The 15320-nt window shown below is 60.2% G+C and carries 10 protein-coding genes and 5 pseudogenes; 3 read left to right on the top strand and 12 right to left on the bottom strand.

The window, feature by feature from the left end; genetic code table 11:
- Positions 1 to 10 precede the first annotated feature (10 nt).
- The 7 genes and pseudogenes from NKI22_RS20715 to NKI22_RS20685 form a co-directional block, all read right to left on the bottom strand.
- Positions 11 to 676 (bottom strand): annotated as a pseudogene (locus NKI22_RS20715) (IS5 family transposase); the annotation flags it as partial.
- A 157-nt stretch (positions 677 to 833) separates the two neighbouring features.
- Complete coding sequence (locus NKI22_RS20710) at positions 834 to 1262, bottom strand: type II toxin-antitoxin system VapC family toxin (protein ID WP_023722248.1); 429 nt, start codon at positions 1260 to 1262, stop codon at positions 834 to 836.
- A complete protein-coding gene (locus NKI22_RS20705) occupies positions 1262 to 1507 on the bottom strand; it encodes a type II toxin-antitoxin system VapB family antitoxin (RefSeq protein WP_023722247.1) in 246 nt (81 codons plus the stop codon). Before NKI22_RS20705 ends, NKI22_RS20710 begins: the two co-directional genes overlap by 1 nt.
- Before the next feature lie 745 nt (positions 1508 to 2252).
- Entirely contained in the window at positions 2253 to 4298 is a 2046-nt protein-coding gene (locus NKI22_RS20700) for a CHASE2 domain-containing protein (protein ID WP_352958787.1), read from the bottom strand.
- Between the two features lie 15 nt (positions 4299 to 4313).
- On the bottom strand, positions 4314 to 5132 hold the full coding sequence (locus NKI22_RS20695; protein ID WP_352915548.1) for a FecR family protein: 819 nt from the start codon (positions 5130 to 5132) through the stop codon (positions 4314 to 4316).
- Positions 5133 to 5143: 11 nt separating this feature from the next.
- Entirely contained in the window at positions 5144 to 6418 is a 1275-nt protein-coding gene (locus tag NKI22_RS20690; protein WP_352958785.1) for a tetratricopeptide repeat protein, read from the bottom strand.
- Between the two features lie 485 nt (positions 6419 to 6903).
- Complete coding sequence (locus tag NKI22_RS20685; protein WP_352915543.1) at positions 6904 to 8091, bottom strand: magnesium transporter; 1188 nt, start codon at positions 8089 to 8091, stop codon at positions 6904 to 6906.
- A gap of 264 nt (positions 8092 to 8355) precedes the next feature.
- Between NKI22_RS20685 and NKI22_RS20680 the strand changes: the two are divergent.
- A pseudogene (locus NKI22_RS20680) lies at positions 8356 to 8788 on the top strand (sugar phosphate isomerase/epimerase family protein); the annotation flags it as partial.
- A gap of 331 nt (positions 8789 to 9119) precedes the next feature.
- Here the strand turns inward: NKI22_RS20680 and NKI22_RS20675 are convergent.
- Entirely contained in the window at positions 9120 to 9284 is a 165-nt protein-coding gene (locus NKI22_RS20675; protein WP_352915540.1) for a hypothetical protein, read from the bottom strand.
- A 146-nt stretch (positions 9285 to 9430) separates the two neighbouring features.
- Here NKI22_RS20675 and NKI22_RS20670 point away from each other — a divergent pair, with 146 nt between their 5' ends.
- Complete coding sequence (locus NKI22_RS20670; RefSeq protein ID WP_352915538.1) at positions 9431 to 10138, top strand: hypothetical protein; 708 nt, start codon at positions 9431 to 9433, stop codon at positions 10136 to 10138.
- Positions 10139 to 10163: 25 nt separating this feature from the next.
- Positions 10164 to 10330: pseudogene (locus NKI22_RS20665) on the top strand (DUF2274 domain-containing protein).
- A 27-nt stretch (positions 10331 to 10357) separates the two neighbouring features.
- On the opposite strand, the gene NKI22_RS20660 reads toward NKI22_RS20665, so the two are convergent.
- The 4 genes and pseudogenes from NKI22_RS20660 to NKI22_RS20640 all read right to left on the bottom strand — a co-directional run.
- The gene (locus NKI22_RS20660; RefSeq protein ID WP_352958783.1) at positions 10358 to 11332 is read right to left on the bottom strand and encodes a LysR family transcriptional regulator; all 975 of its coding nucleotides are present in this window, start codon (positions 11330 to 11332) and stop codon (positions 10358 to 10360) included.
- A 213-nt stretch (positions 11333 to 11545) separates the two neighbouring features.
- A complete protein-coding gene (locus NKI22_RS20655; protein ID WP_352915533.1) occupies positions 11546 to 13762 on the bottom strand; it encodes a calcium-binding protein in 2217 nt (738 codons plus the stop codon).
- A 643-nt stretch (positions 13763 to 14405) separates the two neighbouring features.
- Positions 14406 to 14536, bottom strand: a pseudogene (locus NKI22_RS31495) (DUF502 domain-containing protein); the annotation flags it as partial.
- 225 nt (positions 14537 to 14761) lie between these two features.
- Positions 14762 to 15214, bottom strand: a pseudogene (locus tag NKI22_RS20640) (SIS domain-containing protein); the annotation flags it as partial.
- Positions 15215 to 15320 lie beyond the last annotated feature (106 nt).

Below are 15320 nucleotides of genomic sequence, written 5' to 3'. Positions count from 1 at the left end.
ACGCAAAACGCTAGGACGTAGACTCATCACCGCGTAGCCAGATGCGAGTTGACACGAGTTTCAGGGCAGCAAGGTAGTTTTCTGCCAGCTTGTCATATCGAGTTGCGATGCGACGGAACTGCTTGGCCTTGTTGAAGAACGTTCGACGAGGTTGCGGGCCTTGTAGAGAAAGGGGCTGAAGCAGATCGGGTCCTTGCGGTTGGCCTTGGGCGGGATGTTGGCCCAGGCCTTTTGCTCGGTGACGGCATTGCGCAAGGCGTTGGCATCATAGCCCTTGTCGGCGAGCAGCATGGCACCCTCGGGCAAATCCTTGATCAAGTCCGCTGCGTAGGCAATGTCACTCATTTGACCTGCCGTGAGCGTCAGCTTGATCGGCCTGCCTTCGGCGTCGACAAGAGCATGGATTTTGGTCGTCAGCCCGCATCGGGAACGACCGAGACAATAATCTCGATCCCCCTTTTTGCTGTCGCGCCTTGCTGATGGACGCGAACAATGGAGGTATCGATCATCTGCACCGTTGCATCATGGGCTTTGGTGATGCCATGCATGAGGCGGTCCCACACACCTGCTTTCCGCCATCGAACGAAGCGATTGTAGCAGGTGGTGCGTGGGCCGTATCGCCCCCTGGAAGATCGCGGCATGGCGCACCCGATCGCAGCACCCAGAAGATGCCGTCTGCCCGCTGTGCCTGGACGGTGATCGTGCCGAAGAAAACCAGTGCTGCAGCGAACGTTCCTCGTAATATTGCGTTTAACTATGAAAGACGACGATTCGCCCAAAGCATGCAAAAGGGCCCATCGGCTCTCGCGCCGCGATGCAAGGCCAGGAAAGCCTTACGCCAGATCAGTTTGTGAAAAGTCATTGCCCTTGTAAAGCAGGGCAAGCCGGTGAGCCTTCGCGCAAGCGTAGGCAAAACAATCGCCGAAATTGAGATCGGCTTTGTGCCCGACTGCTTTGCCGTATTTCATGCTGGCTTCGATCGCCCGGTCGCCGATGTCGCCGGATATCATGATTTCCTTGCCGGCGATCTCGATCAAAAAGGCGTCGACGGTCTCACGGGCTTGCGCCAGCATGTCGGCAGTGGGCTTGGCGTTCTTTTTGATGGCTTCGGCCGATGCTCGCGCGAGACCCTGGACTGCCTCGAACCGGACGAGCGGGGAGATATACAGCGGCTTGGTCGCGGCCGCGAGCCGCTTTTCCAGTTCTTCCGCGCCAGGTTCCTCGTTCAGGATGGCAACGATCACCGAGGCATCGACGAACATCAGTCGTCGCTCCACATTTGGTCGGTGAATTTCTTCATATCGAAATCAGGGTTGGCCGGCCCGATCCGCCGCGCCATTTCCTTGACTTTGGCAAGTCTCTCGCGCAGCGGGACGCTGCCGCGGTTGCGCTCGATCTCATGGCGCAAGGCGGTTCTGACGGCCTCGGTCTTGCTGCGCGCGTTGGTAATCTGCTGCAGCTCGACGGCCATGGCATCGACGTCGGGATCGCGAATGAAGAGCGGCATTTGTATATCCTCTGAGTGATATATGTATATCATATCGCAGATATACTGGCCAGCGAATTCGCGAGCGGCGGTTTTGATAAGGAGGGGAGGGAGGAATGCAGCTCGCGAAAATCCGTCGGAAGGTTCGGTTCTGGTGCTCAGTCCTTGGAATTGCTCGGCGTCTGAAACACGTCGCTGCGGCCATGTCACTGTCAACGCCCACATGCCCAAGGCGCATCGGCGCTACGTACGCCGACGCCTGCGCATCCCAACATCCGCGGCGACCGATTGATGTCGATAGACCGCCCACGCGCCCGACGAGGCCAGCGCCAGCTGCATCGATTGCGTCAGGTTCATAACGGCCATAATCCCGGCCCAGCGAACTCTCTCGTTAGGGCAGCTCGGGGAGTGCTACGGCTGGATGCTCTTGGGAACATCCCGAGCGCATGATCCGGCGGCGAGGATAAACAATCTGAACCACGCGCTGCCTCCACATGATGGCGCCGGCGAACTCAACGAAGCCGTGCTGCCATTCGTGGTGAACTGGATAACACGGCCTATCTTCTCGCTCGAAAATTCGGCGGCCTCGACAATCATTGCCGGGGTTACCTCGACGGATCCGCCGTCTATCCGCGTCTCATCGGCTGTCGCGCTGATCCGGATTGACAGCCACCCGCAATTAAAGGGCCGTTTGATGACACCTAGGCCTCCCCAGCAGTATTAGTTCACAAAGCAGGTCGGCACCCCTGCCATCCGCTGGATCCGGTCAGCGTGTGCTTCGGGTTCGGGGTGCAAGATCAGGCGGTGCCATTTGCACGGATGGCGGCGAACCAACCACCACGGCAGGGGCGCCAGATTGCTCACCACGTTGGCTCTCTACTTCGCGGCTCATACCTTGGTGAGCAGCTTGCATCTCCGGAACGGTGAAAACCGGCACCTCGCCCTTGAAACCGTGGAGCTCAAAGGCGCCTGCCTGGACGACCGGCATCGATGCTCCTGCCGCAAAGCCGGGACCAAGCACCAGGGGGATGCCCAGCTTCTTGGTCGTCGACTCGAGCCGTGCCGTGCGGTTCACCGGGGAGCCGATCGCGGTGTAATCGAAGCGCCGTTCGGAGCCGAAATTGCCTACCGAGCAGATGCCGGTCTCGATGGCGACGCCGATTGCGATGGAGGGGTGGCCGTCCGCGGTGAAGGCGGCGTCTTCACGCTTCACCCGTTCGATCAGGGCAAGGCCCGCGTCGAGCGCGCGCTCGCGATGGTCCGGCTGATCAAGCGGCGCGTTCCAGAAGGCGAGCACCGCATCGCCCATGAACTTGTCGATGGTGCCGTCGCGCTTGAGGATCTCATCGGTCGCAATGCCGAGGAAGTGATTGACCACCTTGGCGATTTCCTGGGTATCGAGTTGTTCGCTCATCGTCGTGAAGCCGCGTATGTCGCTGAGCAGGATCGTAATCTCGCGCTTCTCGCCGGACAGGATCGCTTCGGTGTCCGAGCTTGCGAGGCGCTGCACCACGGAGGGCGACAGATACTGGGAGAACTGCCGTGCCAGGGTGGACCGGCGCTGCTCGCTGCGCCTGTAGAGAACATAGCCTTCGAAGCCGGCTACCAGGATCGTCGCAAGCGCCGGCTGCAGCGGGTCATAGAGTGCACCCTGCAGGCTGTATTCGAGAGCGCCGAACACGAACGGCGTGACGGCCAGCAGCACGAGAGCCAGGGCACCAAGCACGACGCGCCCGGCGAGCACTCCGGAAAGCCCGATGAAAACGACGGCACTGAGGACAAACCAGAGCCGCTCGAGCGTACGTGCGTGCGTTGGCTCTGCAAGATAGCGCCCGGCAAGCATCTGGCCGATTGCATCGGCGTGGATGTCCGCGCCTGGTCGCGCTGGACGCGTCGGGGTGGGCAGGTACTGCGTCAGTCCCACGGCCGACAAATCGACAATGGCGATGGCGTCCCGCAGCCGCGGATCGCCATGGCCCGAAAGGATAGTGCCGGCAGATAGGCGCGGCGTGTCGGTGGCGGTTTCCCATAGCCGGATGCTCCCCTCGGGCTCGAGCGGCACAATGGCGCCAGCCATCCTGAGTGCATTAAACCCCGCGGCATTCAGGCGGGCTATGTAGCCGTTCTGTCCGGCATAAAGGCGCAGGAGTTCGAGCGCGAAGGACGGCCACAGCTGCACGCCTTGAGCGGTGTTGCGAAGCCACAGCAGCGGCACATGGCGCAGTACGCCGTCGGGGTCGGGCAAGGTGCGAATTACGCCGAGGCCCGCGGCGGCGTTCGAGAATTCGGCAAGCGAGCCGGTCAGGCCGGTGAAGCCGGGAAGTGTGTCGGGTACTTGCCCGACGATCGACCAGCCGGCTTTGGGCTCTGCTTCTGAAACCGTCGCCTCGTTGCCCAGGCTGACGGCAAGCGCCGTTCGATTTTTCGCCAGTGCCGCTGCCAGGCGCTTGTCTCCGGCGATGCCCTCAGGCGAGGTGTCGGCCTCGGGCAGTACCAGCGCAAGCCCGATGACCGCGGCGCCGGACTTGGTGATGCCATCGACCAGATCGGCCAAGAGGCCACGGTTCCAGGGCCATCGCCCATGTGCCTTGAGGCTGGCGTCGTCTATCGAGACGATCACGACAGGATTGCTCGTCGCCTGGCGCGGAGCGAGAAACTGGTAGAAGTCGTACGTGCGTTCGCGCAGGCGCGACAACGGCCCGTCAAAAGCCAAATGGCAAGCGAGCAGCAGGAGCACGACCGCAAGACCGGATATTTTGCGCCTGGCAGCTTGCCGCCAATCAGCCCAGCGCCAACCGGCCAAGAGGCTCATGTCGCGCTGCCGGGCCTAATTGCAGTAGTAGGAGCAGCCGTCGCCCTCGCCATCGCCCTCGCCATAATCCTCCACGCCGCCGCCCACAGGGGGCGTTGGGCTGTCGGGGAACTCCATGACCACTCCTGGCAATGCGCCGTCGGTGGAGTCGCAGACTTTGAGCGAGCCGCCGAGTGCCGACGCACAAATCGCGCTTACGTCCAATCCCGGACCCGGTGCGCCTGGCAGGCCGGTGCCGGCTATCCGGTCGATGCTGTCCAATATCGGGAAGGTGTCGATTCCGCCGTAGCCGGTCAGCAGCTTGCCATCTTCCGATGTGCAGGCGTAGCCCGGGTTTGTGATGACCAGCCGTTTCCCATTGATCGTGCAGGTCATGCGGCCGGCGCGCAGAATGCCGACGGTCTGGCCGGCTGCCACCAGCACTTCGATGATGCCGCCTCTGGCTCCGAGCACCATATGCGGCGTCGCAACCTGCATGACGCCGCCTTTTGAAACCTGGCCGCCATAGAACCGGGCCAGGCCGCTGTTCATCCCGATGTCGATCTTTCCCGATCCGGAGCCCGGATTGTAGACGAATTCATCGATCGTCAGGCTGGTGTTCGGACCAATCTTGGCGCTCGATTCGTCCCGGAACACCAGCATTCCAAGACCAGTGGGATTGCTGCGCAGCTGGTCGCCGAGTTCGACGCCCGCGCCGACGTTCATAGTCCCGCCGTTGTTGCGGACGATGTTGGTCTGGTAGGCCGTCATCGACCCGACCGTCTCAGCGGCGGATGGTGCCGCGAAGGCAAGGCAGGCGACAAAAATGGCGATCTGACGGTACGGGGTCCTCATCGCGGCCTCTTTCAATTGAGCGTCAACGTGTAGCTCATGAGCATTTCGAACGATTTTCGGTCGCGGCTGGCGATGTCGAAGTTGGTTTCGCGATAGGCGAGATCGACGCTGATCTTCTGCGCCTCCGTCAGCTGAAAATCGCTTTCCGAGGCAATGCGCCAGAAGTCGCTCTTGATATTTGTGCCGATGCCGACGGACAGATCGGGAGCGTTGCTGTGGCCGGCCGAAAAGGCGATCTGGTGCGACCATGCGAAAAGATCCGGTACGTTCATCAACATGCCGCCATAGCGGACCTCGCCCATGTAGCTGCGGCCGATTTCGCCAGATCCGGAGGCGAAGTCATTCGAGCCGACAAAGCGCAGTCCGAGCGCCTGGCCATTGCGGAAGCGGTAGCTGCCGCCTGCCTCATAGAAAACCCTGCTATCGGCGAAAATGCCTTGCGAGGCGCCTAGATCGATGTAGCCGCCACCGGCGAAGAGCGTCGTCTCGACCGTCGGGCGCACAAGAAAGCGCCCACTGACGCCGATGCCGGTTTCCTGGATATCGCGGTCGAAGCGATCCGTAACTGTGAAGGCGGAAAGCAGCAGGCGCAGCGAATCGATCCCACTGTTGGGTAATCCCTTGTCCCAGGTGATCGCGGCGTTGCCATGGATGAAGGTCTCCTTGCCACCCGGAACCGACAGGTCTGGCGTGAAAAAGCGCTGTGTCGCCGTCAAGGACCCCGAAAGGACGAGAGCGTCGGCACTTGGCGTGCCGAGGTCCCACCGGACAAAGCCTTCCGCCCGCCCATAGGGCGAGACGAAGCTGTCGTCGTCCTGTGCCCCGCCCGGCTCAAAATCGGTAAATGCGCTGAACACGCCGCCGGTCAGGGCGAGTTCCCAGGTGACGCCACGCAACGCGCGCTCGATGCGGGCGAGCAGGCGAACGGCTTCCTGCTGCTCACTTGCGGTCAGGCCGCCGACTTCGATGCCGTACTGCACCTGCCGCCGGGCCAATTCATAGGAGCCGACATGATAGTACAACCGGCTGGCCGCCAGCCGGGCGCGCGCATCGCGGGGATATTTGATCAGATACTGCTCGATTGACGAGATCGCCTGATCGTACTGCCCGGCGTTGACGGCAACCGTGACGAACTGGGCAAGCGTTCCGTTATCGGCCGGACTGGCGATGCGGGCTGAAAAAGCATCGTCATAGGCCGAAAAAAGACCCTGCGCGCCGGCCGGCAATACGCCGGTACAAAGCAGCGCTGCGGCGCAGCCGACGATCGTTCGAAACGAGAATTGCATGCCGAGAACCCACCCCAAACCCGACTAGTGCGAAGGACTTAGCACGACTACAAGAAAAAGGCGACTGAACGGTCACCAGACCATGCGACTCTCAGCAGCTGTTGCAGCTGCGCAACAAACCATCGGGTTTATTCGTATTTCGGCTGCGCTGGTTGTCAAAATATCTTCTCAGCGTTGCTGTAACAATTGAAGTATTCGGCACCAGCGGCAACTAACTCAAATCATCATCAATGGCGGATCGCACAGCCGACAAGATTAATATTGTTTGCGCGATTCTGCGCGTATCTGGTCACCGAATGAGGTTTCAAGGTCACCCACATCCAAAGGTCTTCCGTCGCGTTGCGCAAGGGGTCGGAGAGCTGCCGGAAGGTGCTTCTCACGACGTGTGCGCGATTGCGGCCTGGCCTTCGCAATTTCGTTGACCGCCGACGAGGTCAGCTTATAGGACCCCATCTCCCCAGGGACGCGTCACCGGACGCGCCTTGCTACAGAACGAGCATGGTGGCCAGCCCCAGCATCAGACCCATGCCTACGATATCGGTCACGGTGGTGAGGAAGATCGCCGAAGCGACCGCCGGATCGGCGCCGACCCGGCGCAGGCCCAGCGGGATCAGCACGCCGGAGATTCCGGACATGAGGCACGATCCGGACATGGCGAGCAGGATCACAAGTGCCAGCATGGGCGCCTGGGCCGCCGACTCCGGTTGCCGCGAGGCGTAGAACCACATCGCCGCAGCCGCCACAAGACCGACGAGCACGCCGTTGGCGATCCCGAGCGCGCCCTCCCTCATCACCAGGTGCAGCTTCGGCCGTTTGTCTACATCGCCCAGGGCAAGGCCACGCAGCGTCATAGCCAGTGCCTGGCAGCCGGTGTTTCCGCTCTGCCCGGCCAAGACCGGTAGGAATGCCGCCAGGGCGACGATCTTCTCGATCGTGCCTGTGAACGAACTGACCACGAAAGCGGCCATGAAGGCCGTCAGCAGGTTCAGCTGCAGCCACGGATGACGCTTCAAAAAGGCTGAAAACAGCGGCGTAAAAGAACGCTCCTCCTTCTGGACACCCACCATTTGGCCAGACTGGGCGGAAATCTCGATGATTTGCTGCTCGAACAGCCGCCAGCCGCGAACCTGCCCGAGCAGCCGGTTCTCCGCGTCCACCACGGGATAGACAGGGTAGTGACGGCGTACCGCCGCCTTGCAGGCGTCGCTCAAAGACAGACCGACGTTAAGGGCGAACGGCTTTGGCAGCATGATCTGATCCACCGTCGCGTCCGGTTCGCTCAGCATCAGATCGCGCAGGACCACAAGGCCAACCAGTTTATCGCCCACGTCCGCGACGTAGAGGTAGGTGAGCTCGGTCGGCACCGGGGCGCGTCTGACGGCCTCCACTGCGGCGGCTACCGTCGTCCCGACAGGAACGCTGGCGGGTATCGGGTCCATCAGTTCGACGAGCGAATCGGGGATCACGAAATCCTTGCCATCGCTATGAGGCTCGACAGGCCTCATATGCGGTGGCAAATGCTCCGCCACCTTGCGGGCGTGCCCATGCGGCAACAATTTTAGTGTGTCCCGGATGAACTCGGGAGACTCTCGGGCAAGCAATTCAGCCGCGTCGTCAGGTGCTCGAGCACGCAGAGTGCGCACCAACTTCTGAACGTCGTTCTCTTCTCTCATCTGCCACCCGCCCCCAATTGAAAGTGACATAATATGTTAAGTATCGGATCGCACCAGTGCGGAAATACAACAGCTTCCTCCGGCCCCAGCAGTCCGCTTTATGGTTCTCGAAGTTGTTGCGGCCCATTATGAGTTGATGTACGCCGACTGACAGCAGCGATGACACGCAGACGCCATCTCACCTGGGGCGATCCGGACCGGCCCGGAATTCCCCCCGAAACTCCTACGGGCCGTCCTCGGAGATGCATATGAGCAACATCATCGCAGCAGGCTTCAATTCAGGTGGCGCAGACGGTGAAGGCGGTCGGCCATCCCAACCTGGTGGACGCTCATCGATTTCAGCCATGCTTATATTGAATCCACTCATCGTGGCCTGAACTTCCGCGAGCAACTGCGGGCCATGGCGCCGGTGGCAGGGCACCTGCATGTCCATGACTCCTTCGGGCGCCCGCAGGGCCTCCACAGAACCTACCTCCCGCAGGAGGATGCAGCGCTGGGTATAGGCGACCTGCACATGCCTCTCGGCTGGGGCGATATGGAATGGGATGACATCTTCAGTGAGCTGGCCTTCTTGCCGGGGACCGTCCTCATCATGGAAATCTGACCCCGTTATCGCAACGAGCAGCCCGATTGCCTGGTCCGGGCAAAAAACCTCATCGGGTTGAACAATCGCGCTGAGCGCGGAGCGGCGGAGTAAAGGCCGAGAATCCGCGGCTGGGGTGCTGCCTATGTCGGCCAGAGCTGCCGAACTCGTTCGCAGCGAGCCGTTCCGCATCAGCAAGATCGACCGTAACGAATCTTATCGGTCCTGTTTTCGATGAGAGTGTAAGAAGAGTGCGCCTGCCGTCTACGATATGACGGCCAGCATTTGGTTGGCCTATCCTTTGGTGGTCGAGCGCGGGCAGGGACCGGAACGTGCCAGTCACCCACCCGTCGGCCAGCCGGGCCGTAGGCCGATTTCTGCTCCATGTGATCGCATGCGTGCTCGCCAACTCGGTACCTTGTCGGCGTCCGCTAGCTCGCTCTGACTATTCCCTTTCCTTCGCGCCTGTCTTGATTCCGCGCCGTTCCGCGTACTCGATCAATGCGAGTTCTATCACCGAGGTGATAGAACGCCGCTCCGCTTCTGCAAGCTGCTGCGCCAAGGCCAGCACCGGCGGATCAAGGCGGGTGGTGAACGGCTTTTTTGTCATTTTCGCTCTGCGGCTTGATATTCAGTTTCAAAAGGCGCATAGATATGCACGTGCACCGCACTTGCATCGCACGTGCGGCGGCTGGCCAGAGTGCGCCAACACTCCAGTCAGCCTGACCACAACCCAAGCTGATTGGAGCTCGGATCATGGCTGATTCCGACAATACCACGACTCTGCCTTACGTCACCCGCAGGCGAGTGCTCGCGGGAACAGTGGTGGCTACTACCGCGTGGACGCTTGAAGGTAACGCGTCCGCAGGCGACGTCGGAAGGACGAATATGTCCCGCGACCCAGCGCTGGCGCTTCGGCGGGAATGGCAGACAGCCCACAAGTTGACCAATCGGCTTTGCCGCAGGCAGCAGCGCCTGGAGACCAGGCTTGTCGAATGTGTCGGCTTTCCTTGTGTGGACGTCCGCCTGCCTGATGGCGAGGAACTGACAGTCTACTCGATCGAGGCGCTCGATCAGGTGCTCGGCAACGGGCCGGATACCGCCGCTCTCCGAGAGAAGGCCGAAACTGAGTTTGCTGCGCACAAGGCACGCTGGGATGCGGCTGCCGAGAAGACCGGTTACATTGCTGCCCTCAGAGCCGAACGCGAAGCTGGCGAGCGGACGAAGGATCTTCTGGAAGCCTTCTCAATCACCCCCGCGACGACTCTCGCCGGTGTGGCGGGCAAGCTCGATGCCGTGTTGGGCGAGGGCGAAGCCTGGGAGGAATGCTCCGAGTTTCCTTGGCCGCAAATCCGCTCAGCGCTCTGCGATCTGGTGCGCATCGCCGAAGGCTTGGGTGCTGACCGGGTGCGGCGCCGAAGGATCCGTCATGACCAAGCTGAAACTCTCCGCCATTCCCGATGACCGTCCGGTCAAGATCACGGTCTAACTGCCCGGCGCCGTTCATCGCGATCTCGTCGCCCATGCTGAATTGCTCGGCCGCGAGACCGGACAGATAGTCGCCGATCCGGCAAGCGGATGGCGCCGATGCTGACCCGGTTCATGACGACGGACAGAGCCTTTGCCAGAGCCCGACGAACCCTGAAGGCGGCATGACTATTGGTCATTTTGGTCGGACGGCTGTCAGGCGGAATACCTATCGCGCAGGAATGCGATGAAGACCGTCAGGGCAGGATTGGCATTGTCCGGGCGCCAACGGGCAAAGCTGGAGATTTGGACCGGCTTGCCCCCGATCCGCAGCTTGCGGCAGACGGCGCCGTCAGGAACACTTTTGGCGTCTCCATCGTGGATCAGAGCGACTCCAAGGCCGTTTCCGACAAGGCGCAGAAGGATGCCCGCACTGACGTGATGTTCGACGATTGCGGGAAGCTGCACGCCATTTCCAACAGCGTCGGCGAGCAGAAATGCTTCGCCCCTGCGCACGAGCAGCGTCTCCTGGCCTAGCTCCGACCACTCGATCACGGGACGGCTTGCGAGTGGGTGACTGGAAGCGAGAACGACGGCTAGGGTATCCTTCCACAATTTCAGTTCGAATGCGCCGCCAGTGGATCGGGAGGAGGAAGTGACGGTGACGTCGACCTCGGTGCCGCCCAGAGCAGCCCTGGGCTCAGGGTGAGATCCCTCTATCAAGCTGACAGTCACATTTGGATGACATTGCCCGAACTCGATGACCGCATCCAGCGCTCGCCCGGCGAGGACCATCCCGTTGGAGCCGATGGAAAGCCTTTGTTGTTCATCTTTAATGCCGGTCCTGGCCAGCGTGAGAGTATTGTCCAGTTCGAGCAGCACGGAGCGCAGACGATCGAGGAAACGCTCGCCAGCCGGGGTTGGGCCAACGCCGCGCGCATGGCGATGAAATATCCTCGTTCCCATCGCGTATTCGAGATCGCGTATGCGCCGGCTGAGCGCGGAGTGATCGATCCCTGCGCGTCGCGAGGCGCGCAGAAAGCTGCCCTCCTCCGCGACCACAAGTGCATATTTGAGGGTCGCGAGTTGGATGGACTCCGCATCTCTGCTCAAAGTCAAGTTGGCGACAAAACGCAGACATTTGAGCGCTTTTGACGCTGGCGGGCTATCCCCAAATCTCGGTATTGACATTGGATGAAACCATCCAGGCTTCTTTTAAACAGGATCACGAGGACAAGGACGATACCATTCCACTTTTCGGGCGAACCTTATGAAGGGTACGTCGCGCTAGCCCCAGGAGGAGAGCGCCACCTGGACTGGTTACTTCGCTTGGAACATCTGGTGGTTGAACGAAGATAGAGCGGCGGACGCGACTCGAGTTGAAGGTCCGCCGTTCCGGCTCGTTCAGATCACAAGGAACGAACCTGCTGCAAGCGACAGACCTGGAGAGAGAGTGGCGAACTGTATTTGAGCTGCGCCACCGATCCCGTCGCTGTCGAAAGAGAGCGCCCCGGTTGAGCTGTTGTAGATGATATGGTCGGAGCTGTCATGCGCGCCAGTGCCGGCAAAGAAAGCATCGGATGAAAGGCTGCCCAACTTAAGCCCGGCAAAAACCGCGTCGTCGAGGTGGATCTTGTCCTGGAGCGTGCTGAAGTCGGTGACCCTGTCGATATTCCCAGCTCCAAGAGCGTTGTTGAATACGAAAGCATCATTGCCACCATTACCGGTCAAGATGTCGGCGCCGCCGAGGCCATTGATGACATTGGCGCCGGCATTGCCCTGAATGGTCTGAGCGAACGCGTTGCCGGTGAGATTGATCGCCGTCGTGCCAGTCGGGGTGCTGGTGGCGAGAAGCTCGATCTGCGAGCCTGCTGAAAGAGCATGGCTTACCGAGGCGAGCACCTTGTCGGTGCCGCCGCCCGCCACCTCAACCACCTTGTCGCCGACATTGTCGACATAGTAGGTATCATTGCCAAGATAGCCGACCATCGTGTCGGCGCCGCCGCCACCATTGAGGACGTTGACGCCGGCATTGCCCTGGATGGTCTGGGCGAACTCGTTGCCGGTGAGATCGATGGCCGTCGTCGCGGCCAGCCTCGTGGTGGCGAGAATCTCGATCTCCGAGCCCGCTGAAAGGGTATGGCTCACCGCAGTCAATACCTTGTCGGCGCCGCCGCCCACCGCCTCAACCACTCTGTCGCCGGCATTGTCGACATAGTAGGTATCGTTGCCACCATAGCCGACCATCTTGTCGGCGCCGCCACCGCCATTGATGATGTTGGCGCCGCCGCCGCCAGTGATGATATTTATGCCGGCATTGCCCACGATCGTGTGAGTGAACCCGTTGCCGGTGAGGTTGATGGCCGTCGTGCCGGACGGGTTGTTGGTGGCGAGAGTCTCGATCTCTGAGCCGGCCGAAAGGGCATAGCTCGCCGAGGCGAGCACCCTGTCGGCGCCACCGCCTGCCGCCTCAACCACCTTGTCGCCAGCATTGTCGACGTGGTACGTGTCGTTGCCGCCATAGCCGACCATCATGTCGGCGCCACGGCCGCCGTAGATAACATTGGCACCGGCGTTGCCCTGGATGGTCTGAGCGAACTCGTTGCCATTGAGATTGATTGCCGTCGTGCCGGACGGGTTGTTGGTGGCGAGGAGTTCGATCTCCGACCCGGCCGAAAGGGCATGGCTGAGCGAAGCGAGCACCTTGTCGGTACCGCCGCCCGCCGCCTCAATCTCCTTATCGCGGACATCATCGACATAATAGGTGTCATTGCCGCTATAGCCGATCATCGTGTGGCCGCCGGCCCCGTGGAACACATCGTCGCCGCTGGTGCCATAAAGCGTGGTACCGCTCGTGTCGGAAGGAGGGGGAGTCGTAGTCGTTGCGAGGTTGTGTTGCCGGAAAACGGCCTGCAGTTCCGGGGAGCTCTCAAGCGCGGTGTCGCCTCGCTGCGAACCCCAGGCGTATGCATAGTCGAAGGCGGGTGACGGAACCAGCTTGGCCCAGTGCTCCATCATGGTTTCCATCTGGGCGGCGGTGGGCACGACATATTTGCCACCCATGTCGGTGTTATACTCGCCGCCTCCAAACGCCTGGTAGCCTGGAACGATCTGGCTCGTCGGGATGCCCGATGCCTGAGCGGCGGCGACGAATTTGTCGATCATGTTGTAGTCGACCGCGCCATCCGTGCGGACAGGATAGACATCCACGCCGTAGTAATCGATACCCGTATTGGCGGGATTGTACGTCCCCCTAAAATCCGGATTTGCCGACGTCCCCAAGCTCATCATTGTGATGTAGGTCTTGGCGCCTGGAAAATGCTCATGAATCCAGTCGGATTCTGCCTTCAGATTTGCGGCGGAGGCGTAAGTGCCCCATTGGCCGGTGGGATCCGGCTCGTCAACCAGGAAGAACCCAAATACGTTCGGATTGCCGAGGAAAGGAGTAACCTTGTCGATAAAGGATTGGGTTACTCCGTTGGCTTGGTCGAGGTAGACCAAGCCTTTCATGCCTTCGGGCAGTTCGTTGACCTGCTCAACATATTGCACGCTAGCCAGATTGAATCCGGCCTTTGCAATGTCCGTGCCGGATCCGCCCGACGTGTAATGGAGAGTCGCCATCCATAATCCCTCATTTGATTCGATAGCGCCCCGCGGATGTCTGCCTACTAGAGGGTGTATATTAGCGCCAAATCACATACCTGCACGTCCTGATAGAATGGTTGATCGTGGGCGGAATTGTCGCAATGTCGCGAAAATTATACTTAGAATATTCGGTGAGTGGTGATAGATTGCAATCTATTACAGGATTGTTCATAGTAAATATTGGTAATCATCGTTCTTAGGATCGATTTTTTATCGATCTGATTCAGTTTTTTATACAAATTTAAACTAAGAAGTTATATTGTTAAATAAATTCATAATTTAATAGCCATTACGGCGCTGGATACCGTTCAATGGAGAGGCTTTTGTAGTATCAATACCAAGTGATTGTTCGGGAAAAATATTGTGGTTTACATCAGGGTGTCTAAAGATATAAAATAGAACGTGGAGCCATGGCGAGGCAAGCTGGTTCTCCCCATAAGATGCATTTTCGTGCCGGCCAATCGAGCCGACGTTAAGCTAAGGTGTTAGCCGGACCATGTTCTCTGCCGGCGACACCAATTTGTTGTGGACAAACACTGGGCAGGTGCCAGAGCACAACCAAATCATCCACACCGGCCCACGGGAAATCGGGCGACGCGTGTCGAGCAGCACGATTCGGCACACACATCAGTAAGCCCGTCGTTGGTCGAACGTGCATCGTATGGAGACCGCGATCAGCGGATCGCCTTCCTGATCGAGCTTCTGGCTGATCTCCGTTTCTATCTCGTTGGCGACGAACACCCGCGACCAGAAACTTACTCCACCGTTACCGATTTCGCAGATTGCGCGGCTGGTCGACATCCGTACCCATGAAGCGAGTTGAAACACGGCCCGATCGCGCTGATCGACGAGAACATGCCTATCATCGTCATCGCCCCGCATGACCGCATCTTCGAAAAAACCGGTCGAACATGCAGGAGGTCGCGGCACGCGGCGGCAAGATCATCCTGATCACCGACAGCAAGGGCGCCGCACACGCCACGGTGAAGACGTGTCCGCGGTCTCGCCCGATTGCGAGATGAAGAAGGCGGCGTCGGTCTTCGACAGCGGCATCTCGCGGTAGCGGAACTCCGAGGCGACATCGATGTCGACCGGCAGCCGCGCATAGCGCTCGAACCAGTATTTGCTGATCAGGCCGGCCAGATAAGCGGTGCCGCAGGCGGAAATCGCCAGCCGGTCGATCTTGGCGAAATCGAACGGCAGGTCGAGCGGCTTCGACACGCCGCCGACGAAATCGACATAATGCGCCAGCGTGTGCGAGATCACTTCCGGCTGCTCATGGATTTCCTTTTCCATGAAATGGCGCCGGTTGCCCTTGTCGACCATGAAGCTGGTGCTGAGCGACTGCTGGCGCCTGCGGTCGACCTTGTTGCCGTCCATGTCGAAGATGCCGACGTCATTGCGGCGCACCACCGCCCAGTCGCCGTCTTCCGATCAGACTGATCGTTACTGTGGATGCATTGCCCGAACCCGATGACTGCATCCAACGCTCGCCCCGCGTTGGAACAGAAGGAAGGCCTTTTTTTGGCCTTTG

Origin of the sequence: Mesorhizobium sp. M0778 (genome assembly GCF_040320105.1) — a bacterium.
GTDB lineage: Bacteria > Pseudomonadota > Alphaproteobacteria > Rhizobiales > Rhizobiaceae > Mesorhizobium.
This window is presented reverse-complemented; position numbering and strand designations above follow the sequence as displayed.

What these genes read in the sequence shown, in the direction of transcription:
- NKI22_RS20710 (WP_023722248.1), bottom strand. Translation starts at nt 1,262, where the DNA reads ATGTTCGTCGATGCCTCGGTGATCGTTGCCATCCTGAACGAGGAACCT.
- NKI22_RS20705 (WP_023722247.1), bottom strand. Translation starts at nt 1,507, where the DNA reads ATGCCGCTCTTCATTCGCGATCCCGACGTCGATGCCATGGCCGTCGAG.
- NKI22_RS20700 (WP_352958787.1), bottom strand. Translation starts at nt 4,298, where the DNA reads ATGAGCCTCTTGGCCGGTTGGCGCTGGGCTGATTGGCGGCAAGCTGCC.
- NKI22_RS20695 (WP_352915548.1), bottom strand. Translation starts at nt 5,132, where the DNA reads ATGAGGACCCCGTACCGTCAGATCGCCATTTTTGTCGCCTGCCTTGCC.
- NKI22_RS20690 (WP_352958785.1), bottom strand. Translation starts at nt 6,418, where the DNA reads ATGCAATTCTCGTTTCGAACGATCGTCGGCTGCGCCGCAGCGCTGCTT.
- NKI22_RS20685 (WP_352915543.1), bottom strand. Translation starts at nt 8,091, where the DNA reads ATGAGAGAAGAGAACGACGTTCAGAAGTTGGTGCGCACTCTGCGTGCT.
- NKI22_RS20675 (WP_352915540.1), bottom strand. Translation starts at nt 9,284, where the DNA reads ATGACAAAAAAGCCGTTCACCACCCGCCTTGATCCGCCGGTGCTGGCC.
- NKI22_RS20670 (WP_352915538.1), top strand. Translation starts at nt 9,431, where the DNA reads ATGGCTGATTCCGACAATACCACGACTCTGCCTTACGTCACCCGCAGG.
- NKI22_RS20660 (WP_352958783.1), bottom strand. Translation starts at nt 11,332, where the DNA reads ATGTCAATACCGAGATTTGGGGATAGCCCGCCAGCGTCAAAAGCGCTC.
- NKI22_RS20655 (WP_352915533.1), bottom strand. Translation starts at nt 13,762, where the DNA reads ATGGCGACTCTCCATTACACGTCGGGCGGATCCGGCACGGACATTGCA.